This window comes from Luteibacter sp. NPDC104163 (assembly GCF_055584245.1).
In genome coordinates, this window is sequence record NZ_JBVJMK010000013.1 from 33,462 (window position 1) to 53,678 (window position 20,217).

Consider the following 20,217-nt stretch of genomic DNA (forward strand, 5'->3'; position numbering starts at 1 on the left):
GGTCCTAGGAAGGCTCCTGATGCCGTCGGAAACCCGCACCATGACGACACTCCCACGAAGCAGCACAGGCATCGATGGTCTCGATGCCATCCTCCGCGGCGGACTCCCCGTCAACCGCCTGTACCTGCTCGAAGGCCGGCCCGGTTCCGGCAAGACCACCCTGGCGTTGCAGTACCTGCTCGAAGGGGTACGGCTTGGCGAGCGCTGTCTCTACGTTACGCTCTCCGAAACCGCTGACGAGCTGAGCGACGTGGCGGCCTCGCATGGGTGGTCGCTCGACGGCATCGACCTGTTCGAACTGGCTGCGGCGGAGGCGGTGCTCGGCGATGGTCGCCACCAGTCCGTTCTTCACCCCTGGGAAATGGAACTCGACGGAACGATCCAGCTTATCCAGGCCGAGATTGAGAAGGTCAAACCGACTCGCGTCGTGTTCGACTCGCTCTCCGAGCTCAGGCTCCTGGCGCAGGAACCGCTTCGCTACCGCCGCCAGGTCCTCGCGCTCAAGCAGTTCTTCGCCCCGCGCAAGGTCACGGTGCTGCTGGTCGACGACCTCGCCGGCGAGACCGGCGAGCGCGACGCCCACCTCCATAGCCTGTGCCATGGCGTCATATCGCTCGAGCGCTTCACGCTCGACTTCGGCTCCGCCCGCCGGCGGATGCAGATCCAGAAACTCCCCGGCGTGAACTTCGTCGCCGGCTACCACGATATGGCGCTGGTGACTGGCGGCCTGGAGATCTACCCGCGCCTGGTCGCTTCGGACCACCACGCGCCGTTCGGTGGAGAGCCTGTCTCCAGCGGCGTCGAAGAGCTCGACGGGCTACTGTATGGCGGGCCGCTCCGGGGCACCAGCACGCTGCTTACCGGCCCGGCCGGCAGCGGCAAGACCAATGTGACCTTGCAGTATGTCGCCGCGGCCCTGAAACGCGGCGAGCGGTGCTGCGTGTTCGAATTCGACGAACGCATCGGCACCTTGCTTACCCGATCAAAAGCACTTGGCAACGACCTGCAGGAATTCGTTGACTCTGGCCTGCTTGAACTCAGGCAGGTCGATCCTGCCGACATTTCACCGGGTGAATTCGCCTGGTCGGTACGCAAGGCGGTGGAGGAACGTGACTGCCGCATCCTCGTGCTCGACAGTCTCAACGGCTATATCGCTTCGATGCCGCAGGAAAAGCAGGTCCTGCTCCAGCTGCATGAGGTCCTGTCGTACCTCAACCAGAAGGGCGTGACGACGTTCCTGGTCAATCCGCAGCACGGGCTGATCGGCAACATGTCGACCGGCACCATCGATGTGTCCTATATCGCCGATGCCATCGTGCTGTTCCGCTTCTTCGAATCGCGCGGCCGCATCCGCAAGGCCATCAGCGTCATCAAGAATCGCGGCGGCGGCCACGAGGATACGATCCGTGAACTGCGTATAGATACACAGGGCATTCGCCTGAGCGAACCACTGGAGCGCTTCCGCGGCGTGCTCACCGGTACGCCGGAGTTCGAGGGAGGTTCGGACCGCTTGCTGGAAGAGCGCAGTGCCTAAGAGCCGGCCCGTATGCATCCTCGCTCCGTTCGGGCGGGATGCACAGAGTATCGCTGCCATCCTCGACGCCGATGGGATGCTCCCGCAGGTGGTTAACGATGTCGCGACGCTGGCTGACGCGGTTCGCAGCGAGATCGGCGCGGTGGTGGTTACCGAGGAGGGGCTTGCGGGTGGTCTCGGCGCCCTTTCCGATGCGCTGAAGGCGCAGCCGTCGTGGTCCGACGTGCCGTTCGTCCTGCTGCGCGCGCGTGGCCCCTCGGGCGGGTTCCGCCGAGTGCGCTTGCCACCGGACGCCATCAACGTGATTGAGCTCGAGCGTCCTCTTTCCACCGTTTCGCTCCTGAGCGCCATCGATAGCGCGCTCCGTGCGCGTGCCAAGCAGTTTTTCATCCGCGACCAGATGGTGGAGCTGGAGCAAGGCCGCGCCGCGCTCGCCGCGAGCGAGGCAGAGCTTCGCCTCGTTGCCGATTCGCTTCCGGTACTCATAGGCTTCGTCGATACGGGCCTCGTCTATCGCTTCGTGAACCTCGCCTACGAGCGCTGGCTGGGGCGTTCCGTGCACGACATCGTCGGTCGCAAGGTAGAGGACGTCGTCGGCCCGGATCTATGGGCCATGCGCAAGCCGGATATCGACAAGGTTCTCACTGGCTTGCCGGTCACGACGGAATTCCGTTGGCCGAGCCAGGATGGGGCGAGGCGTGATGCGGAAATACGTCATATCCCGCGCTTCGATGCAAGCGGTGTGCTGGACGGATTCCATGTCTTTGCATCGGATGTGACCGAGCGGAACCTCGCCCTCGAAAACACCCGCGAACAGGCAGCGTTGCTCGAGACGCGCGTGAAGGAGCGCACGGCCGAACTCCGTGAGGAGATGGCGGCCCGCCAGCAAAGCGAAGAGGCGCTGCGCCAGGCGCAGAAGATGGAGGTCGTCGGCCAGCTCACCGGCGGCATCGCACACGACTTCAACAACATGCTCACCGGCATCCTCGCCGCGATGGAGCTGGCCCGTGCAAAGGTCGACGTAGACCGCACGGATGGCGTCGCCCGCCTGCTCGATATCGCAACGTCGTCCGCACAGCGTGCCGCAGGCCTTACCCAGCGCCTCCTCGCATTTTCACGGCGGCAGGCACTCGACCCGAAGCCGGCGGATGTCGGCGCACTGGTCCGTTCCATGGAAGACTTGCTGATGCGCACGCTCGGCGAACGTATCCGCCTGCGGATCACGTCGAGCGAGGCGATGCCGCGCGCCATGGTCGACGCCAACCAGCTTGAGAGCGCCCTGCTTAACCTTGCCATCAACGCCCGTGACGCCATGCCCGATGGAGGTGTCCTGCACATCGACACGTCACTAAGGCGACTGCCGGAATACGGCGATCACGGCGGTGATAAACCCGGCGGCACGTTCGTGGCCATGTCTGTAAGCGACACGGGCATGGGTATGGATGATTCCACGCTGGAGAAGGTTTTCGAACCGTTCTTCACGACCAAGCCGATCGGCCAGGGCACGGGCCTCGGCATGTCGATGATCTACGGCTTCGTCAACCAGACGGGCGGGCATATCCGCATCCGCTCACGGGTGGGTGAAGGCACCACGGTGCGGCTTTACCTGCCCATGGCGGAAGCCGACGCGAGGGCGGCGATCCAGGCGACGGTCGGTGACGTGACGGGCGGTTACGGGCAACGCATCGTCGTAGTCGACGATGACCCACAGGTTCGCACCCTCGTGACCGAACTGCTCTCGTCGCTCGACTATGCCGTGCACGCCTCGCCATCGGCCGAGGCGGCGCTCGAATACCTTGCCGGCGGGACCGCCGTCGACCTGCTGCTCACCGACGTGGGCCTGCCCGGCCTCAATGGCCGGCAGCTCGCCGACATTGCGCGGCAGACGCGCCACGACCTGCCGGTGCTCTTCATGACCGGCTACGCCTTCGGCGCGGTGGACCCCGCGCAACTCCTGGACGACGGGATGGCGATGATCGGCAAGCCGTTCCGCCTGGCTGAGCTCAGCCAGGCGGTGGCGTCGATGCTGCCGTCGCAGCGTTGAGGCGGCCCGGCTAGGGAACCAGCGGCCAGCTCACCTGCTGCACGATCGGCGGTAGCGGCAGCAACCAGCCGCCGGCCGGGAAGCCGTACTCGTAGGTCACGCTGTCCTGCATGGCGAACGAGTGCATCGGCTGCGCCTGGCAGACCACATCCCTGGCGGGCATCACGCCATAGGTCAGGTAGGCGAACTCGGTGTTGTTGGTGCACGGGTTATCGTCGTACATCACCGCATGCGTCGCGGCGTTGTTGACCAGCACCATCCGCACGCCGTTGCCGTTGAGCAGCCGGTCCTTGAAGGCTTCCGAATACGGCGTGGAGGGATCGAATTCGTTCTGCACCATCAGGCCATGCACGCTCGTGCGCGCTTCCAGGCTCCTGTCGATGACAGGCTTCCACGGCCAGTTCTCGCAGGTATCGACCAGCGTGGAGGCACCGATCGCCCAGTACCTGTGCACGTCCGCGATTTTTTGCGAGAGGTTGCGTGGGTCGGAGGAGCCGGAGTCGTTGCACTGCAGGGCGTACTGCATGGGGTTGAACGAGGGCAGCGTGCGCGGGTCGGCGTAGACCGCCGCGGCCATCTCCTCGGCGGCGGCGATGTGGGCCGGGTCGCCATCCAGCGCCTGTGACATCGCGCTGAGCGAGGGCGCCACCAGCAGGTCCCAGAACACCCACATGCCGGTGCCATCCATGGCCGCGAGCGCCTGATCGGGCGTGACGGTGCCCATCCGGTGCTCCGAGGTGGCCTTGTAGATCCGCTGGAACGTCGTCAGCACCTGCTTCGGTGTCGTGCCCATGTGGAACTGGTCGTCGTGGCGCGAGATGAACGGGATCAGGGCCTGCTGCACGTTCAACTGGTCCATGGCGATCCGCGAGACGGCCTGCTTCTGCCAGTCGAGGTGGATCCAGTTCATGTTGCTGTCGATCACCACGCGATCGAACGTATCGGGGAACATGCGCGTCGCATAGGCGACGAGGCTGCTGCCGCTCGATACGCCGAACAGATCGGCCTTCTGGAATCCGAGCACCGCGCGCACCAGGTTCAGGTCGCGCACGTGGTTCGGGGTGTTGATGCCTTTAAGGAACGCCGCGTGCTGCTTCAGGCACGCGCTCATCGATTGGTTCCACCAGGCCTGGTGGGCGCGCACGCTCGCTGCCGTGGGGTTGCGGCTATCGCCATCCATGAAGTTCTCCGCGCCGGTGCGCGGTGCATAGGCACAGCTCACTTGGGTGCCGGTCCCATCGGTAATGCCACGCAGGTCGACGCCGACCACGAGATGGTCCACCTCGACCTGGGGATGGAACTGTTCCAGCATCTCGGCCTGCGACGCGCTGGAGTTATCGGGGCCGCCAGCGTTGACCAGGAGCAGCCGGGTGTAGGGCTGCGAGTTCAGCGGCTTCGAGATACCAATGGTGATATCACCCCGGCGCGGATCGGCCCAGTCGATCGGCACCGTGATCAAGGCGCACTGGATGGTGCTGCCATCGGTGAACAGCGAAGGCGGGCAGCCGCCCCACGTCACCGCCTGATGGTAATAGCGGGCGTAAGCCGGGTCGGCGCTGTGGTCGTCGATACCGTGGGCAGTGGCCAGCGACGTGCAAAGCAGCCCGCCGAAAAGCGCCACCAGCCTGCGCACAGGCGATGTGAGTAGTTTCATCCTGATCATTTCCTGGTCAGCCCGGAGCGGGCGGTCGCGGCGGCGGGGCCGCGTGACCCGGGTCCTGCCTGCCGTGGCATGATTCTGTTCGGGGCGTGGGGGATCGTAAATGACCGGTCGCGGGCATTTTCGATGTATCCACTTCGGCCGCATCGGGGAGCACCGGTCTTGAACGCGCAGCAGAACAACGAGCCGAAGTACGTCCGGGTGGCCGAATCGATCCGGCGTGATATCGACTCAGGGCGGTTCGCGGTGGGCGCCGGCCTCCCCGGGAGCCGCTCCATGGCGATCGCCCTTGGGGTGTCGCGGACCGTGGTCCTCATGGCCTATGACCAGCTCGAAGACGAGGGCTACCTGGAGTCGCGCACCGGCAGCGGTACGTATGTCCGCGCACGCCTGACGACCGGCATCACGCGGGATGCCCGCGCCGAGCCCCAGGTGGCGGCGCCTGGGCCACCGCGGTTGTCGCGTCTGGCGCGGCGCGCCGCCCTGCCCGTCGGCCCGGGCATGAGCACACCCGGAAGCGAGGCGGACGTGATCGACCTAGCGCAACCCCGCGTGAAGTCCGACCCGCGGAGCCTCCATGCATGGAAGCAGAACCTGACCGCCTTATTGCGGCGACGCGATGCGCCTGACTTCCCTGAACTGCAGGGCGCGATCGGCCTGCGCAAGGCGGTGGCGACTTACCTTGGCGTCGAGCGAGCCATCCACGTCGATCCCGACGATATCCTGATCGTCAGCGGCGCCCAGCAGGCGCGTGACCTCATCGCCCGCGTGTTGCTCGACGAGGGCGATAGCGTCGGCGTGGAAGAGCCCTGCCACTGGAGCGTGCGGCATACGTATGAAGCGGTGGGTGCACGTGTCGTGCCTTGCCACGTAGGGCCGCAAGGCCTGGACATCGGCCGGCATGCGGCCGCGGTGAGCGGCGTGCGCCTTTTGAATGTCGCACCGTCGTTCCAGTTTCCCACGGGCGTCGTGATGCCCGAAGCGCGCCGCCGCGAACTCCTGCAGTGGGCGTACGCGCACGACGCGTGCCTGGTGGAAGATGACTTCGATTGCGAGCATCGCTTCGGCGTACCCACGGCGCCGACCTTGTGGTCGCTGGACCAACACGGCCGGGTAATCCACGTGAGCAGCTTTGCACGCTCGATGTTCCCCGCCTTGCAGCTCGGCTACATGCTGATCCCGCGCGCATTGCGCGAGCGGTTCCTCGCAGTGAAGTGGCTCGCGGATCGCGGCAGCATCTCGATGCAGCAACATGTGCTCGCCGCATGCATCGGCAGCGGACAGTACCTGCGCGATCTGCGTCGTATCGCGCATGGCCTGGCTCCGCGGCACCGTGCGCTCGAAGCGACATTGCACGCGCGCCTCGGCGATGCCATGGCCGTGCAGGGCGAGGTAGCGGGCGGGTCGCTCTTCATGCACTTGCCCGAGCTGGCACGCGGTGCCACCGATGCCTTGCTCGCCGAAGCGCTCGCGCGCGGCGTCCGGGTCCGTTCCGCCGAGCGCTTTTACCGAACGCCGCCCGTGCACGCCACGCTCGTGCTCAGCTACGGCGGGCTGCCGGAGGCGAACCTGAAGCGTGCCGGGGCACGGCTCGCGGATGCGTACTTCGCGATCAAGGCGGATCAGCCCGACCGCTTGTCCCCGGCATAAGGCCGCTCGTCACGCTCGTCGCCCACTGATCCCGCAAAAGGCGACGCCCGCAGGCGTCGCAGGTACGTTTGTGATGGCCAGGCCGTGGGGTCGGGAAGGTATGAGGCCAACTAACGACACTGTCCCCCCTGCGGGGGTGGCTCGATACTCGGCCCGTTGCGTGGAGGGACGCCCGTGAACGACCCCATGGCCTGGCCTGCCTGGAAAAAGTACGCCGCCGCGTTCGGCTTCTGGACGCTGCTTGGTCTTTCCTACACCGCCAGCGCGGTGATTTCCTCGCGTGCGGAAGGCCACGACGCTGGCTGGGCGCGTTCGATGGTCTGGTCGTTCAGCGATTTTTACCTGTGGATGCTGCTGACGCCGCTGGTTGCGTGGCTGGGTCGCATGGGTGGCCGGGGCACGTGGCGCCGCTTCCTCGTGGTACATGTGCCGGCGAGCCTGGCGCTGGCCGCCTTGCAGACGGTGGTCACCGTCTCGGCGTACTGGTGGCTGTGCGGACCCTCGCCATCGATGCAACGCATGAGCTTCACGGGGTTCCTGCGGACCAGCTTCGTCTACGAAACCCACCTGGGCCTGATCACCTACTGGGTATTCCTGGGAATGTTGCGGGCCATCGATTCGCAGCGACGCCTGCGCGACGAACGCCTGCGCAACTCACTGCTTGAAACCCAGCTGGTGCAGTCGCAGCTGCAGACGCTGCGTGTGCAGTTGCAGCCGCACTTCCTTTTCAACACGTTGAATGCCATCTCCGCGCTTGCGTTGGCCGACCCACTGCAGGCGCGGCTGATGATTGCCCGGCTCAGTGACTTCCTCCGCCTGACCCTGGAGGAGCGCCACGCCCAGCAGGTGCCGCTGTCGCGCGAACTTGAGTTCCTTGAGTGTTACCTCGGGATCCAGCAGGTGCGTTTCCAGGACCGGCTCGTGACCCACATGGATGTCGCGTGTGACAGCACGCAGGCCCTTGTACCCAACATGATCCTGCAGCCGCTGGTCGAGAACGCATTGCGCCATGGGCTGCTCGACAAGCCCGAGCGCGGCACGCTGCACATCGTTGCGCGTCGCGACGGCGATCATCTGCAGGTACGGATAGAAGACGACGGCCTCGGGCTTCCCCCGGGTGGCGCAAAGGATGGCATCGGCCTCGGCAACACGCGGACGCGGCTCGACATGCTGTTCGGTGATCTTGCAACGCTCGAGCTTTCGCGCCGGGACGATGGCGGCACGCGGGTCGAGATGCGCTTCCCGTATCGGGAACAAGCCGCATGAGCGTGCCGATGATCCGCGCGCTGATCGTCGACGACGAGGTGCTCGCCCGGCTTGCCATCCGCCAGGCATTGGCCGCGCATCCCGATATCACGGTGGTGGGTGAATGCGGTAACGCCGCCGAGGCGAAGCAGGCCCTGGCCGCCCTGGAGCCCGACCTGATGTTCCTCGACATCCGCATGCCGGGGATGGATGGCTTTCGCCTCCTGCACGGCATGCAACGCGGTGCGCTACCCATGGTGGTCTTCGCAACGGCGTACGGGCAGCATGCGCTGCGCGCGTTCGATGCCAACGCGATCGACTACCTGCTGAAGCCGATCGACCAGGCCCGGTTCGACCAGGCCATGGCGCGTGTGCAGCAGCACTGGAAGGGGCTTGGCCATGCGGCGGCTTCTGCGACGCCCGCCTATCTGCAGCGCCTGAGCGTCGCCTGCGGCGAGCACGTGCGCGTGATCGCCGCTGCGGATATCGACTGGATTCGCGCTGATGGCAACTACGTGCACATCCATGCCGGCGGCGTCTCGCACCTTCATCGTGAAACATTGACCGGTTTGCTGCGCAGCCTGGATCCTGCACGCTTCCTGCGGATCCATCGCGGCATCGCGGTGAACGTGGATCGTATCGCCGAGGTGCATCCGTTGTTCCAGGGTAGCGCTGAGGTGGTCCTGCACGATGGAACACGGCTGAGCCTTAGCCGGCGCTTTCGCGCGAGTGCGCGCCATGCGCTGGGCATGAGCTGACCGCTTACGGCACCACTCGTGCCGCTCGTCCCAGCGATGGCGCCACCGGTACCAACACGCATGCATTGCCTTCACGTGCAGGGCATCGTTGCCCGGTGACCTGCCCCCGCAAAGGAACGTACCCATGCATATGAACGCGTTGCTCCTGGCCACGGCCGTGGCCCTTTCCTCTCTCACCCCGGCCGCGGCGGCCGGTGAACTCTTCGGGCCGGGCGTCATTTCCACCGGCCTCGCCGAGACGTCGTCGGCCTTCAGCCCGGATGGGCATACGGTGTATTTCATGCGCTCGGATTTCTCCGAGAAGGACGACACCATCCTGGTCTCCCATCTCAACGGTAAGCAGTGGTCGGTACCCGATGTCGCTCCGTTTTCCGGCCAGTGGCACGATTCCGAACCCGCCATGTCACCGGATGGCAAGCGGCTCTACTTCGTTTCGAATCGCCCCGTCACACCGGGCGGTGAGCCGCTCACCGTGGAAATGGCGGGACAGCATTACCCGGGAACGAACCTCTGGTACGTCGAGCTGCAGGCGAGTGGCAAGTGGGGCGCACCGGTGCATGTCGATGGCGCGATGAACGACGGGAACCAGGTCTACAACCCGTCGATTGCCGCCAACGGGAATATCTATTTCTCGGCACACCGGCCGGATTCGGGCAAGTTCTACCAGGTGTATGTCGCACGCCGGACGGCGAGCGGTTACGCCGCGCCGGAGCGTCTGGATCTTGGTGATCCGACGCAAAACCGGATGGATCCGGGTGTCGACCCTGCCGAGCGTTTCATCGTCTTCGCCAGCGCCGGCCCGGACTCGTTGGGTAGCGCCGATATCTACATCAGTTACCGCGGCACGGATGGCCAATGGAGCAAGCCGGAGCACTTGCCTGGCGACATCAACAGCACGGCGCTGGAGAACGCGCCGGTCGTAGGGCCGGGGTTCGGCGACCTCTACCTGTCCAGCAGCCGGTCCGATGCCCCGACATACCCCAAGCCGCAGGACACGCTGGTGTCACTGCAGCATCGGCTCGCATCGGCGCTTAATGGGTCACGCAACATCTGGCACTTCGATATCTCCGAGACCCTGAAAGCCCAGGGGATCGACCACTGACCGGAGTCGCACGGCCGGGGAGATTCGCGGGCATGGGAAAGCGTTCAGCTTTACGGCCAGCGATTCATTTTCGGGCAAGGCTTTCGAGGGCATGCTCGGATCGGTTAAACCCCGGCCTCGCGCCACGTACGGAGATAGACCCATGCGCCAATCCGCCCTGCTGCTTGCGGCTGCCCTCGGCTTTGTCGTCGCCTCGCACGCCGCCGCTTCCGACCGCCCGGATCCGGGCAAGCTGACGACGAAGTGCCTCGATGCCGCGGCCAAGAAATTCGACGTAAAGAACGATTACATCCAGCTCCAGCCGATCCAGGCCGCTGATTCCGGTTACTCCATTGCCGGCGTCGCCGACGCGGGCATGGACGGCAAGAAGAACTTCAGCTGCGAATTCGACAAGAAGGGCAAGCTGGCTAACCTCGTTCCCGAGGCGAAGTAACACGTTTGCCGGTGGCCGCGCGCAGGGGCGCGGCCACCCCCCGGCAATTGCCGGGATTCCGCGTGGGAGCGGCTAGACTAAGGGGCAACCTCACCGGTCAATCGCTTCCCGCCATGCTGCTTCCGAATACCGCGTCCCCCGCCCTCCCCGTCCCGCTCTATCGCCAGACCTACGTGCAGGTACTGGTCGCCATTGCGCTGGGCGCGGTGCTCGGCCATTTCTTCCCGGCTTTCGCCGAGCAGATGAAGCCGCTGGGCGATGCCTTCATCAAGCTTGTGAAGATGGTCATCGCTCCGGTGATCTTCCTGACCGTGGTCACGGGTATCGCGGGGATGCCGCACCTGAACGCCGTGGGCCGCGTGGTGTTGAAGGCCATGGCCTACTTCCTTGTGTTCTCGACGCTGGCTCTTGTCGTGGGCATGGTCGTAGCCAACGTGGTGCGGCCGGGCGCGGGCCTGAACATCGATGCCGCCAGCCTTTCCACCACGGAAATCGCGACGTACGCCTCGAAGGCGCACGATATGTCGCTGACGCATTTTCTGCTCGACATCATTCCTGACACCGTGTTCGGCGCCTTTACCTCGGGCAACATCCTGCAGGTATTGCTGCTCGCCGTGCTGTTCGGCATCTCGCTGACGCTGGCAGGTGAGCGCTCGAAACCGGTCATCGCGTTCTTCGAGGCGATGACGGCGCCCGTGTTCAAGCTTGTGCACATCCTGATGAAGGCTGCGCCGATCGGCGCCTTTGGCGCCATCGCTTTCACTATCGGCCGGTACGGGCTCGGTTCGCTGCAGAACCTGCTTTATCTCGTGGCGACGTTCTATTTCACGGCGCTGCTTTTCGTCATCGTCGTCCTCGGCACCGTCGCCCGCCTTACCGGCTTCTCGATCTTCCAGCTGCTGCGTTACCTGAAGGCGGAGCTTTTGCTGGTCCTCGGCACCTCGTCGTCGGAGGCCGCCCTGCCCTCGTTGATGGAGAAGATGGAGCGCGCGGGCTGTGACAAGTCGGTTGTCGGCCTGGTCGTTCCCACCGGCTATTCGTTCAATCTCGACGGCACCAATATCTACATGACGCTTGCAGCGCTCTTCATCGCGCAGGCGACCAACACCCCACTCTCGCTCGGCGAACAGGTCGCTTTGCTACTGGTCGCGATGGTGAGCTCCAAGGGCGCCGCCGGCGTGACCGGCGCCGGCTTCGTGACACTGGCGGCTACGCTTTCGGTGGTGCCCTCGCTGCCGGTCGCGGGCATGGCGCTGATCCTCGGCGTCGATCGCTTCATGAGCGAGTGCCGCTCGCTGACCAACTTCGTAGGCAACGCGGTGGCCACTATCGTGGTGGCCCGTTGGGAAGGTGCGTTGGATCGCGAGGCGCTGAGCGCGACCCTGGCGAGTGGCGGTGCCGACCATGCGACCTCGGCGGTTGAAGCGCCCGCCGAGTGACTGCGGCTTCCGCACCTCAGAGCTGACTGAGCCCAGGGCGGAAGTCTCGCATGCGTGCGGCTGCGCCTACGCAATATCGAATCGCACGATCCTGCCTTCGACCACATGAAACACGTGGGTGACCGTCTTGTCCTTCAGGCCATGTGTCTGGCCTTCGAGCGGCTTGCCGTCGAGGTCCAGGACCGTCTGGATGACCTCCACGGCCACGCGCCCATCGGCTGACGGCGCGAACGCGACGGGGGCCACATGCGGGCTCACCATGGACCACTGGCGCGTCCAGTACTCGCGCAAGCCTTCCTTGCCGTGGACATATCCACCGTCCATCCCGTTGGCCCAGGCGACGTCGTCATCCAGTACGGCGAATACGCCGTCGATGTTGCGGGTGTTGAAGTCGGCGTACATGCGCTGGATCAGTGGGATGGCATCGTTCGACATGGCATTTCCTCGCTTACATGGGTGAGGGCGCCGGTGGGCGACTTTAAGCCTTGCCCCGCGGCATTGCCTGATATATATACGTACATATCTATTTTCTCGTCAAGCGGAATTCGCCATGAATGAAGACGTGCTTTCGACGCCCGGCCACCTGGTAAGCCTGGCGGCGCGTGGGTTCGCGCGGCTTAGCGAGGCGCGGCTCAAGCCGCTGGGCTTCGGGGTAGGCCACGTACCGATCCTGGTCGCGTTGCAGCATGGCAAGGCCAGCACGCAGCGCGACCTGGCCCGCTTCGCCAAGGTGGAACAGCCGCCGATGGCGCAGATGCTCGGGCGCATGGAACGCGATGGCCTGATCGAGCGCACGCCCGACCCTTCCGATGGCCGCAGCAGCTTGGTCACCCTGACGAAGGTGGCGAAGCAACGCCTGCCGAAGGCCACCGCCACGCTGTTTCAGGGCAACCGCGAGGCTCTGGACGGCTTCTCCGATAGCGAAGCCGCCCAGTTCATCGACATGCTCAAACGCGTGATCGCCAACCTGGATCAGATGACCGGCGTCGAGTCTCCCTGACGCCTCACCCTACGCTGCTCCATCCAGTCGTAGATCACCGGCAGGAGCACCAACGTGAGCAGGGTCGAGGTGATGAGTCCACCCACCACGACCGTCGCCAGCGGCCGCTGGGTCTCCGCCCCTACGCCGCTCGAGAGCAGCATGGGAACGAGACCGAGGATGGCGACGCTCGCGGTCATCAGGACCGGGCGCATCCGTAGTGCCGTGCCTTTGACCACGGCCTCCCGCACACCAAGCCCAGCATGTTGCTGCTCGTTGAGGAAGCTCACCAGCACGATGCCATTGAGCATCGCCACGCCAAACACCGCGATGAAGCCGATCGCCGACGGCACGGACAGGTACTGGCCGCTGATGAACAGGCCGACGACCCCGCCAATGGTCGCGAACGGCACGTTGGCGAGGATCAATGCGGCGTAACGCACCGAGTTGAACGCCGTGTAGAGCAGGATGAAGATGAAGAAGATCGTAGCGGGCACGATGATCGCGAGCCGCTTCAACGCGCGCTGCTGGTTGGCGAAGGCGCCGCCCCATTCGGTGTAGTAGCCCGTAGGCAGAGTCATGGACTGGGCAAGGGCCGCGTCGGCGTCGCGTACGAAGCCATCGATATCGCGGCCACGCACATCCATCTGGATCACCGCGTACCGCTGTAGCTGTTCGCGGCGAATGAATGAATACCCCTCCGCCGTCGTCACCTTCGCCACCTGGGCCAGCTGCACCAGCGCGCCGGACGGCGTGCTCACCGGGATACGCTCGATATCCTGCACCGATGCCTTGCTTGCCTCGTTCAGCCGCACGGTGATATCGAAGCGCTTCACGCCATCGAGCAAGGTACCGACGGGCTCGCCGCCGATGCCATTGCGAACCACGGTGAGCACGTCACCGGCATTGAGCCCATAGCGGGCCAGTGCATCGCGGTCCACTTCAATGCGGACCTGTGGCTTGCCGATGTTCGCTTCGAGGGCGAGATCCGCTACGCCGGGTACACCCGCCAGGATATCCTGCGCCTTTGCACTCAACCGGTCCAGCTCACTAAGGTCGTCACCGTAGATCTTCAAGGCCAGCGTGGCGCGAACGCCCGAGATCAGTTCCTCGATGCGCATCTGGATCGGCTGCGTGTAGCTGACCACCGCCGTCGGCAGGATCGCGCTGAGCTCCTTCTGCATGGCCCCCTGGATCGTCTCCAGCGTTTCGCCATCGCGCCACTGATCCTTCGGCTTGAGTGGCGTATACACCTCCATGTAGTTCACATCGGCGGTCTCACCCTTTTCGGCGCGGCCGATCATGGCCAGCGTCGTCTCCACCTCGGGGAATTTCTCCTTTACCCGCCCGGCCACGCGAGCCGAGATGGCGATCGATTCATCCAGCGAGGCCGACGGAATCGATGTGATCCGCCACATGATGGCGCCCTCGCGCAGGTTGGGCATGAACTCCTTGCCGAGGAACGGGAACAACGCCAGCGCGCCGACGAGCGCCGCACCTGCGATGCCGATGACTGCGTTGCGATGCGCCAGCGACCAGCCAAGGACACGTGCATAGCCCCGTTTCAGCCAAGCCACCAGGCGGGTGTCCTTCTCCTCCTTCGGCTTCAGTATCACCGCGGCGAGCACCGGGATCAGCGTGAGCGCCAGCAGCAGCGAGCCCGCCATCGCGAAGCTGATGTTGAATGCCATCGGCTTGAACATCTTGCCTTCGAGGCCCTGCAGGCTGAACAGCGGCAGGAACACCACGATGATGATCAGGATCGCGAAGGCGATGGGGCTTGCCACTTCGCGTGCGGCCTGGAGCACCGCGGCGCTGCGGTCGATGGCCTCACCGTGCGCCTTCTTCTCCGCCATGATCCGGAACGCGTTCTCGACCATCACCACGGCACCGTCCACCATCATGCCGATACCGATGGCCAGCCCGGCGAGCGACATCAGGTTCGCGGAAAGACCGACCTGCTCCATGCAGATGAAGGCGATGAGCATGGCAAGCGGCAAGGTCACCACCACGATGAGTGCACTGCGAATCTCACCCAGGAACAGGAACAGCACGAGCCCCACGAGGATCGAACCTTCGACCAGCGCCCTTACCGCCGTGCCGACCGCGGCGTTGACCAGGTCGGTTCGCTCGTAGACCGGCTTCACGACGGTGCCTTCGGGCAGTGCACGCTTCACCGTATCGAGTTTCGCCTTCACGGCATCGACCACGCTCTTCGCGTTCTCGCCGATGCGGGCCAGCGCCTGCCCCATCACGACTTCCTTGCCATCCCGCGTGACCGCTCCGGTGCGTGGCGCACCCGCTTCGGTGACGGTGGCGACGTCACGCACGTACACCGGTGTGCCGTCCTCGGTTTTCAGCACGATGTTGCCGATGTCCTGGCCGTTCTTCACCAGGCCGAGCCCGCGAACGAGGTACTGCTCGCGACCGACGTCGATGAAGTTGCCGCCGACCTGGGCGTTGTTGGCCTCGAGCGCCTCGATCACCTGCCTGAAGCTGAGGTTGTGCGCGATCAGCCGCAGCGGATCCAGGCGTACCTGGTACTGCTTCTGCTGACCGCCCCACGAGGTGACGTCGTCGACACCGGGTGCCGTGCGCAGGATCAGGCGCACGGTCCAGTCCTGCAGCGTGCGCAGGTCCATGTCATTTGGCGCGTTCTTCAGCGCAGCGTCGGCACGTTCCACCGTGTACCAGAACACCTGGCCGAGACCGGAGGTGTTGGGGCCCATCTCGGGCTTACCGTAGCCCGCAGGCAGCCTGTCGCCGACCTGTTGTAGCCGCTCGTTGACGAGCTGCCGGGCGAAGTAGATGTCCATGTCGTCGTCGAAGTAGACCGCGACGTACGAAAGCCCGAACAGGCTGACGGACCGGATCTCCTGCACCTTGGGCAGTCCCGCGAGCGCGGACTCCACCGGTGTCGTGAGCAGTTGCTCCACATCCTCTGCCGCGAGGCCGGAGGCTTCGGTGTACACGTTTACCTGCACCGGCGTGACGTCGGGGAACGCATCGATCGGCAAGGTGCGCACCGCTCGATAGCCGAGTGCGGCGACCACCGCGAAGACGATTAGGACAAGAATCTTGTACTTGAGGGAAAGGGCGACGAGGCGTTCCAGCATCACTCTTCCCCCAGTTGCGAGCGCAGCATGCGGGCCTTGAGCGCGAACGCGCCCTTGCTCACGTACGCCGTGCCCGGCGTCAGGCCCTTCTTCACCTCGGTCCATCCGTCGCGCGTTTCACCGGGCTCGATGGCGGCCGGTTCGAACTGCCCTGCCTGCTTCCCGCGTACGAAGACGGAGGGCTGGTTCTGTAGCAGCACGATGGCATCGGTGGGGACGGCAAGCACCCGGGTCTGCGCGGCGATGGCGATGCGCGCCTCGACCAGCTCGCCCGGGTGCAGGAGATCCTTGTCGTTGGGAACCTGGATGCGGACGTTGACCGTTCGGGTCTTCTCGTCGGTCACGTGCGAGCGCTGGATGACGCTGCCCTTCAGCTCGGTGCCATGCGCGGCGATGATGACTGCCGCGCCCGGTTGCGCCTGCTCAGCGACTGCCGGAGCCAGGCGGGCTTCCACCCACACGGACGACTCGGCAACGATCGTAAAGAGCGCACGGCCGGGCTCCACGCGCTCACCGACGATGAAGTCGTCCGTCGTGATGCGGCCAGCCTGGGGCGCAAGCAGTTCGAAGCTGCCGTCCGCGGCGCTGGAGCCGCGCTGCACCAGGCGGGTTACCTGCCCGTCGGAGAGCCCGTAGGCTTTCAGCTTCGCCCTGGCCTGGTCGCGCTGCACAAGCGCTTCGTTGTAGCGCCGGGCGGAGACGGCCTGGGGCCCGAGCGAAGCGACGCGCGACCAGTCCTGGCTGGCGACGATCAGTTGCCCCTGTGTCTCAGCGACGTCGACGCTGGACAACGTGACGAGTGGCTGCCCCGCCTTCACCTCATCGCCGAGCTTCACCTTACGGGCGACGACCTGCGATGCGACGCGGGGCGACACGAGCACGGTGGAATACGCATCGACCTTTACTTCGCCGGGCGCCTTCACCTGATCGGTCAGGCTACGCAAGGCGGCCGTAGCGACCTGGATCCCGGCCTCCTTTTGCGCCGCTGCATCGAGGACCAGCGGATTCGCTTCCGCGCCTTCTTCGGCACGAGCCGCGCCGGCGGTGAGCGTGGTGGCCAGCGCCAGGGCAAGGACGGCGGCCGTCATACGAAACGGTGTGCGGATCATGGGGAAGATTCCTTGAGGTTGCCGGTCACCCAGTCGGTGAGGCGGCCGGCGGCGGCGAGATAGTCGAACCACGCCTGCCAGGTCTGGTCCTCCAGGGCGATGCCAGAGAGGGCGGTATCCAGGCTCTGCTTGAGCTGTACCAGGTAGTCGGAGGTGCTTATCTCGCCGGCCTGCCAGAGCTTGTCGAGCAGCGCGGCGCGTTCGTCGAAGGCACCGGCGCGACCTTGGCGGAAGTTTTCACTGGCAGCGCGGAGGGCGGTATACGTCGCCCGCGCCTGCGTGAGCCGCGCATCGGAACGCAGTTCGGCCGCGCGGCGCGTGGCGTAGGCAGCGTCTGCGTCCGCGCGTGCCGCGCCCACCTCGTAGCGACCGCTGTTCAACACGGGTATCGGCATCGAGATGCTCACGCCCACGACGCGGTCGGTGCGCGGACCGCTACGCACTTCACCGCCGGTCAGGCTGATCGTGGGATCCGGCCGGCGGTTGCGGTCGGCGACGGTGACTGCCGCGTCGGCGCGTTCCTGCTCGGCCTGCGCCTGTTGCAGCTCGGGGCGGTCGGAGGTGGGTGCGGCTTTGATCGCCGCAGGCATCGGCGGCAGCGCGACGAACCGGGCAGGCGCTTTGCCGTTGGGACCGCCGCCCAGTGCGGCGAGGGCCGCCGCGGCATCGGCTTGGCGCGCTTCGAGCGAGGATTGCTCGATCTGCGCCTCACCGAGCGCCAGGCCGGCGAGGTCGCGCTCGGTGCTGCTGATATCGCCGACCTTGAGGCGTTGGCCGGCGAGCGCATCGAAGCGGCGCATCAGCGCGAGCCGCTGCTCGCCCAGCGCGGATTGTTCGCGCGTATAGGCAACGCTGGACCACGCCTTCAGCCAGTCGCGCGCGACATCACGGCGCGCCAGCACATAGGCGGCCTCCTGCGAACGCACTTCGGCGTCGCCTTGCGTGATGCGCGCTTCGCGCTTGCCGAAAGCATCCAGCGTGAGGCTCGCACCCGCCGTGCGTCGGTTGACGTCGGCGTTCTCGGCATCGAGTTGGAGGGACGGGTTGTAGACCGGTTGCCCTGCGGCGCTCGCGCGTTCCTGGGCGGCACGGCGGCTGGCGTCGGCGGCCTGGACCTGCGGGTTCACGTTCCACAGCTCGTGGATCGCGGCCTGCAGGCCCGGTGGCGGCATGGGCAGCGTCGGCGTATCAGCCGCGGCGGGGCGGCCCATGGCTGACGCGACGAACAACACGCACAGGGCGCCGAGCGGCGCTGCACGTAAAACGAACATGTTGGGGTTCTCCTGAGACAAGCGAACGGCACCGCTGCAGGGAGCAGCGGTGCGCCATGGCGAGTGCTCAGGCGATAGGTGGCCGCAAGGGCGACGCCATCGGGCGCATGGAAGGCGCGACCGGGGCGTGGGCGTGGATCGAAGGCAGGAGGGCGCTCGCGACCGTATCGAACGACGCGGCGGGCAGCGTCACGGCGTGGGCGCAGGCGCAGTGGCAGCCGCCGGGTTCGCCCAGCTGGCAGAACTCATCGTCCTGGCTATCGGCCGTGGTTGCGGCGATGAACTGGGCTTCGATGGCGGTGCTCGCCTGGACACCGGCCACAACGGTGCGCGGGCCATCGAGCAGGCAGGCCGTCGAAGCCGCGAACTTGATCAGCATGGCAAACACCACAAGCATCCACGCCCCCCGATGGAGGCGCAGGCGCTGGAACAGGCGGGTGGTCGGGGCATGCATGGCGCCAAGCGTAGGGTTGGCAGGGGGTGTTAGACAATTACGGTCGACGGTCTATGAGCATGGCGCCTTGAATCGCGCGCAAGCGCGCTCCCACAAGGGGCTAGTGGCACCGGGCTTCTTGTGGGAGCGCGCTTGCGCGCGATTCAAGGCGCGTCACGGCTTCGTTTCAGGCGAAAGCACGCCAATCGTCCGCATCCACGTCTCTGCCAATGCCGGCCAACGCGTAATGGGATTTTCCGTAGGCCGCAGCCCAAAGGCGTGGCCGCCCTTCGCGTAGATGTGCATCTCCGTCGGGATGTCCGCCTTCTTCAACGCGAGGAAATAGGTCAGCGATTCGCGGACATCGTCGGTCGGGTCGTTCTCGGCCTGGATGATGAGTGTCGGTGGCGCGTCCCGGCTGATGTTCACGCCCTTGTCGAGGGTCAGGCCAGGCTCGGTCCACAGGTGGCCGGGATACATCGCGATCGCGAAGTCCGGTCGCACGCTCTGCGTATCCGCCTCATCCACCGGCTTGTAGCTTCGCTTCAGGTGGTTGCTCGTGTCGGCGACCATGCGCCCGCCCGCCGAGAAACCGATGACGCCGACCTTGTGGGGATCGACACCGTAAGTGGCAGCCCGGGCGCGGAGCAGGCTGATCGCGCGCTGCGCATCCTGCAGTGCCATCGGTTCCTTCGGGTCGCGCCGGCAATTGCATTCGTCGTTCCAGTACGGGCCGGATCCGGGAACGCGGTACTTCACGACGACGCATGTCACGCCTTTGGCGGTGATCCAGTCACACACCTCGGTGCCTTCCAGGTCGATCGCCAGGATCCGGTAGCCACCGCCGGGAAACACGACGAGCGCGGCGCCCGTGTTCTTTCCCTTCGCGGGATACACGGTCATGGTCGGCCGCGACACATGCTCGACCACCGTGACCGGCTGGTTCGCGATCTGGCCCTTGCCCGTACCCCACACTTCCGGCCCCGGATACGCCGGCGCCGCGATCTTCATGTCCTCGGGCCAGAGCGGCGTCTGCACGCCCGGCGCCGCGGGCTCCCATGGTCGGTTCTGCGGGTTGAGCAGGGGCTCGCCGCCGGTGGTGTAGGCGAAGGCGGCCGCAGGCAGCAAGAGCGCCGCGATGAAGCCGATCCACCGGCGCGAATTCTTGTGGGAGTGAGCTTGCGAGCGATGCTCTTTCGCGGACCCATCGTTCGCAAGCTCACTCCCACGGCCCGAAGGGTGGGCTCCTACGGATGTTGCACTGTTCATACGCTTTTCCCTGGGCGGCGTGTACGCGGCATCGCCCACCTTGGGCGTGGTGGCTGGCAAATTCATGGCAGCGCGCTGGAGATACGCCGATGTCACTGCCCGGCATGATTCAACAAGCTGAATGCAGGCGCGGCAAGTAACCCGCACGACACTGCCAGAAAATGCCCGGCATCCG

Annotated in this window: 16 protein-coding genes; 9 read left to right on the forward strand and 7 right to left on the reverse strand. The window is 65.5% G+C overall.

From position 1 onward, the window contains the following. Positions 1-40 precede the first annotated feature (40 nt). Both ACZ6YI_RS15625 and ACZ6YI_RS15630 read left to right on the forward strand, forming a co-directional pair. Positions 41-1,534, forward strand: a complete 1,494-nt coding sequence (locus ACZ6YI_RS15625) for an ATPase domain-containing protein (protein ID WP_465779526.1) — start codon at positions 41-43, stop codon at positions 1,532-1,534. Further along, positions 1,527-3,578, forward strand: coding sequence for a hybrid sensor histidine kinase/response regulator (locus ACZ6YI_RS15630; protein WP_465779465.1), 2,052 nt, complete (start codon positions 1,527-1,529; stop codon positions 3,576-3,578). The genes ACZ6YI_RS15625 and ACZ6YI_RS15630 overlap by 8 nt, the downstream gene beginning before the upstream one ends. A 10-nt stretch (positions 3,579-3,588) precedes the next feature. Here ACZ6YI_RS15630 and ACZ6YI_RS15635 read toward each other — a convergent pair whose 3' ends face one another. Beyond that, positions 3,589-5,232 carry an alpha/beta fold hydrolase gene (locus tag ACZ6YI_RS15635; RefSeq protein WP_465779466.1) on the reverse strand — a complete coding sequence of 548 codons (1,644 nt, stop codon included), beginning with the start codon at positions 5,230-5,232 and terminating at the stop codon, positions 3,589-3,591. Between the two features lie 168 nt (positions 5,233-5,400). On the opposite strand from ACZ6YI_RS15635, the gene pdxR reads away from it, so the two are divergent. The 6 genes from pdxR (at position 5,401) to ACZ6YI_RS15665 (ending at position 11,865) form a co-directional block, all read left to right on the forward strand. Further along, positions 5,401-6,888 carry a MocR-like pyridoxine biosynthesis transcription factor PdxR gene (pdxR, locus tag ACZ6YI_RS15640; protein WP_465779467.1) on the forward strand — a complete coding sequence of 496 codons (1,488 nt, stop codon included), beginning with the start codon at positions 5,401-5,403 and terminating at the stop codon, positions 6,886-6,888. A 174-nt stretch (positions 6,889-7,062) separates the two neighbouring features. Continuing rightward, the gene (locus ACZ6YI_RS15645; protein WP_465779468.1) at positions 7,063-8,154 is read left to right on the forward strand and encodes a sensor histidine kinase; all 1,092 of its coding nucleotides are present in this window, start codon (positions 7,063-7,065) and stop codon (positions 8,152-8,154) included. Beyond that, positions 8,151-8,891, forward strand: coding sequence for a LytR/AlgR family response regulator transcription factor (locus ACZ6YI_RS15650; RefSeq protein WP_465779469.1), 741 nt, complete (start codon positions 8,151-8,153; stop codon positions 8,889-8,891). The genes ACZ6YI_RS15645 and ACZ6YI_RS15650 overlap by 4 nt, the downstream gene beginning before the upstream one ends. Positions 8,892-9,015: 124 nt before the next feature. Then, positions 9,016-9,993 carry a hypothetical protein gene (locus tag ACZ6YI_RS15655; RefSeq protein ID WP_465779470.1) on the forward strand — a complete coding sequence of 326 codons (978 nt, stop codon included), beginning with the start codon at positions 9,016-9,018 and terminating at the stop codon, positions 9,991-9,993. A gap of 142 nt (positions 9,994-10,135) precedes the next feature. Beyond that, positions 10,136-10,426, forward strand: a complete 291-nt coding sequence (locus ACZ6YI_RS15660; RefSeq protein WP_440328124.1) for a hypothetical protein — start codon at positions 10,136-10,138, stop codon at positions 10,424-10,426. A gap of 113 nt (positions 10,427-10,539) precedes the next feature. Continuing rightward, complete coding sequence (locus ACZ6YI_RS15665) at positions 10,540-11,865, forward strand: dicarboxylate/amino acid:cation symporter (protein WP_465779471.1); 1,326 nt, start codon at positions 10,540-10,542, stop codon at positions 11,863-11,865. A 66-nt stretch (positions 11,866-11,931) separates the two neighbouring features. On the opposite strand, the gene ACZ6YI_RS15670 is transcribed toward ACZ6YI_RS15665, so the two are convergent. Next, positions 11,932-12,300 (reverse strand): nuclear transport factor 2 family protein, encoded by a 369-nt coding sequence (locus ACZ6YI_RS15670; protein ID WP_465779472.1) that lies wholly within the window; start codon positions 12,298-12,300, stop codon positions 11,932-11,934. A gap of 115 nt (positions 12,301-12,415) precedes the next feature. Between ACZ6YI_RS15670 and ACZ6YI_RS15675 the strand changes: the two genes are divergently transcribed. Continuing rightward, complete coding sequence (locus ACZ6YI_RS15675) at positions 12,416-12,865, forward strand: MarR family winged helix-turn-helix transcriptional regulator (RefSeq protein ID WP_465779473.1); 450 nt, start codon at positions 12,416-12,418, stop codon at positions 12,863-12,865. On the opposite strand, the gene ACZ6YI_RS15680 is transcribed toward ACZ6YI_RS15675, so the two are convergent. The 5 genes from ACZ6YI_RS15680 to ACZ6YI_RS15700 all read right to left on the reverse strand — a co-directional run bounded on the left by ACZ6YI_RS15680 (position 12,838) and on the right by ACZ6YI_RS15700 (position 20,042). Continuing rightward, positions 12,838-15,960, reverse strand: coding sequence for an efflux RND transporter permease subunit (locus ACZ6YI_RS15680; RefSeq protein WP_465779474.1), 3,123 nt, complete (start codon positions 15,958-15,960; stop codon positions 12,838-12,840). The two genes, ACZ6YI_RS15675 and ACZ6YI_RS15680, sit on opposite strands and share 28 nt — an antisense overlap. Continuing rightward, a complete protein-coding gene (locus ACZ6YI_RS15685; protein ID WP_465779475.1) occupies positions 15,960-17,069 on the reverse strand; it encodes an efflux RND transporter periplasmic adaptor subunit in 1,110 nt (369 codons plus the stop codon). The genes ACZ6YI_RS15680 and ACZ6YI_RS15685 overlap by 1 nt, the downstream gene beginning before the upstream one ends. Beyond that, positions 17,066-18,340: a TolC family protein gene (locus ACZ6YI_RS15690; RefSeq protein ID WP_465779476.1), complete on the reverse strand. Its 1,275-nt coding sequence runs from the start codon at positions 18,338-18,340 to the stop codon at positions 17,066-17,068. The genes ACZ6YI_RS15685 and ACZ6YI_RS15690 overlap by 4 nt, the downstream gene beginning before the upstream one ends. A gap of 67 nt (positions 18,341-18,407) precedes the next feature. Continuing rightward, complete coding sequence (locus tag ACZ6YI_RS15695) at positions 18,408-18,794, reverse strand: hypothetical protein (protein WP_465779477.1); 387 nt, start codon at positions 18,792-18,794, stop codon at positions 18,408-18,410. Between the two features lie 153 nt (positions 18,795-18,947). Next, positions 18,948-20,042 carry an alpha/beta hydrolase gene (locus ACZ6YI_RS15700; protein ID WP_465779478.1) on the reverse strand — a complete coding sequence of 365 codons (1,095 nt, stop codon included), beginning with the start codon at positions 20,040-20,042 and terminating at the stop codon, positions 18,948-18,950. Positions 20,043-20,217 lie beyond the last annotated feature (175 nt).

What these genes read in the sequence shown, in the direction of transcription:
- ACZ6YI_RS15625 (WP_465779526.1), top strand. Translation starts at nt 41, where the DNA reads ATGACGACACTCCCACGAAGCAGCACAGGCATCGATGGTCTCGATGCC.
- ACZ6YI_RS15635 (WP_465779466.1), bottom strand. Translation starts at nt 5,232, where the DNA reads ATGAAACTACTCACATCGCCTGTGCGCAGGCTGGTGGCGCTTTTCGGC.
- ACZ6YI_RS15650 (WP_465779469.1), top strand. Translation starts at nt 8,151, where the DNA reads ATGAGCGTGCCGATGATCCGCGCGCTGATCGTCGACGACGAGGTGCTC.
- ACZ6YI_RS15655 (WP_465779470.1), top strand. Translation starts at nt 9,016, where the DNA reads ATGCATATGAACGCGTTGCTCCTGGCCACGGCCGTGGCCCTTTCCTCT.
- ACZ6YI_RS15660 (WP_440328124.1), top strand. Translation starts at nt 10,136, where the DNA reads ATGCGCCAATCCGCCCTGCTGCTTGCGGCTGCCCTCGGCTTTGTCGTC.
- ACZ6YI_RS15665 (WP_465779471.1), top strand. Translation starts at nt 10,540, where the DNA reads ATGCTGCTTCCGAATACCGCGTCCCCCGCCCTCCCCGTCCCGCTCTAT.
- ACZ6YI_RS15670 (WP_465779472.1), bottom strand. Translation starts at nt 12,300, where the DNA reads ATGTCGAACGATGCCATCCCACTGATCCAGCGCATGTACGCCGACTTC.
- ACZ6YI_RS15675 (WP_465779473.1), top strand. Translation starts at nt 12,416, where the DNA reads ATGAATGAAGACGTGCTTTCGACGCCCGGCCACCTGGTAAGCCTGGCG.
- ACZ6YI_RS15680 (WP_465779474.1), bottom strand. Translation starts at nt 15,960, where the DNA reads ATGCTGGAACGCCTCGTCGCCCTTTCCCTCAAGTACAAGATTCTTGTC.
- ACZ6YI_RS15685 (WP_465779475.1), bottom strand. Translation starts at nt 17,069, where the DNA reads ATGATCCGCACACCGTTTCGTATGACGGCCGCCGTCCTTGCCCTGGCG.
- ACZ6YI_RS15690 (WP_465779476.1), bottom strand. Translation starts at nt 18,340, where the DNA reads ATGTTCGTTTTACGTGCAGCGCCGCTCGGCGCCCTGTGCGTGTTGTTC.
- ACZ6YI_RS15695 (WP_465779477.1), bottom strand. Translation starts at nt 18,794, where the DNA reads ATGCATGCCCCGACCACCCGCCTGTTCCAGCGCCTGCGCCTCCATCGG.
- ACZ6YI_RS15700 (WP_465779478.1), bottom strand. Translation starts at nt 20,042, where the DNA reads ATGAACAGTGCAACATCCGTAGGAGCCCACCCTTCGGGCCGTGGGAGT.